Raw genomic sequence first — 1,441 nt, forward strand, 5'->3', positions numbered from 1 at the left:
GCCGCATGCCCAACATCACCAGCATGTTCATGCCGCGCAACGAGACCGATCGGCCGCTGCCGGTGCCCAGGAATTCGGTCAACCTCGCCTTCGTCAGCCAGTTCGTCGAAATCCCCGACGACGTCGTGTTCACCGTCGAATATTCGGTGCGCGCGGCGCAGATGGCGGTCTATCAGCTCATGAAGATCGATCGCCCGGTGCCGCCGGTGACCCGCCACGACAAGTCGCTCGCGGTGATCTTCGCGACCCTGGAGAAGGCGTTCGCGTGAAGGTCTACTTGAACGGATCCTGAATCGACGGCGCCGACTGCCTGATGCGACGCACGCTCACCGGCGTGCCGTCGGAGACGAACAGGAGTTCGTACTTCCGGCCCTCGCTGTCGGTCGCGGAGCAGGTGACATCGGTCACCTTCCGGGCGGCGAAATTGCCGGTCTGGCGGCAGATTCCGGTGGAGGTCTGCTCCGCCGGCACCGGCAGGCCGTCGACCTTGGGCCGGTCCTTGGAATTGAGCAGCATGCGGTMGATCGGCAGCTCGTAGGAATTGTCGTCGGCCCGCTTGCCGTTCTCGCCGGAGAACGACACGACGTGGTTCGCATCAGTGGGGTCGTCGACGGCGACGGCGAAATTGACCCGGCCCGTGTCGCCATGGGCGTAGGCCACCGTCTTGCAGGCAAGGGTACGTCCCGCGACCTTGAGCGTCTTGCAGTGGCCGGACATCAGCGCCAGCAGATCGATGAAGGCGCTCTGCTGCAGCGGCGGATTGTTGACGGGAATCGGCCTGGAAGAGTCGGCAAAACAAGGGCTTGCGAGGGCAACGAAGGCTGCTGCGAGGGCCGGTCGGCAGAGGCGCATCGTAGGGCTCATATGCCAGGGGACCGCGGAAAAGTTCCGTTCAATAACCATCGAACCGCAAATTGGTTGCGATCCCGTTTGTGTCGCCAAACCCGACTGGAATACCACCGCGCCACCCATCGGCGATTCGTCCAATCGCCCACCCCGTCCCGRCAGGCACTTGCCGCCAGGCCGGTGTTTTTTTCGTGGCAGAGCCGAGGGGTCATGCCGCCTGCTTCATCGTCCTCGCAAAGGCCGGGTAAGTCTCGGCGAGTTCGTCGAAAATCCGGCCGCGCAGCAATGCCAGGGTTGCCGTATCGGGCCGCGCGGTTTCCCGCACCACCTCCGGCTCTTCGTAGGTGAAGCCGGTATTTTCCCTGATGTCGGCCGGCGTGAAGGGCGGGTGCACCGAGCGTAGGGCAAAGCCGCCTGCCTCGCGGTCGAAGTCGAACAGCGCCATGTTGGTCAGGAGCGCGTATGGCCCGCCGCGGCGAGCGACCCCCGGTGTGATCGCCCGGGCGCTGACGAAATCGACCTTCGGCACGAACACGCGCGGGGTGTGCTCCTCGCGAAACAGGATCACGCGCGGAATGAGATGATAGAGATAGGC

At 64.4% G+C, this 1,441-nt stretch carries 2 protein-coding genes and 1 pseudogene; 1 reads left to right on the top strand and 2 read right to left on the bottom strand.

Annotation, left to right across the window (positions count from 1 at the left end; genetic code table 11):
* The coding region (locus tag AC1D00_RS40905) for an oleate hydratase (protein ID WP_477014618.1) at window positions 1-269 on the top strand (269 nt) is incomplete at its 5' end.
* A gap of 4 nt (window positions 270-273) precedes the next feature.
* On the opposite strand, the gene AC1D00_RS40910 is transcribed toward AC1D00_RS40905, so the two are convergent.
* Entirely contained in the window at window positions 274-852 is a 579-nt protein-coding gene (locus tag AC1D00_RS40910) for a hypothetical protein (RefSeq protein ID WP_477014619.1), read from the bottom strand.
* Between the two features lie 202 nt (window positions 853-1,054).
* Window positions 1,055-1,441: pseudogene (locus tag AC1D00_RS40915) on the bottom strand (CoA synthetase); the annotation flags it as partial.

The sequence above is a fragment of the Bradyrhizobium sp. P2_E8 genome, assembly GCF_056403875.1.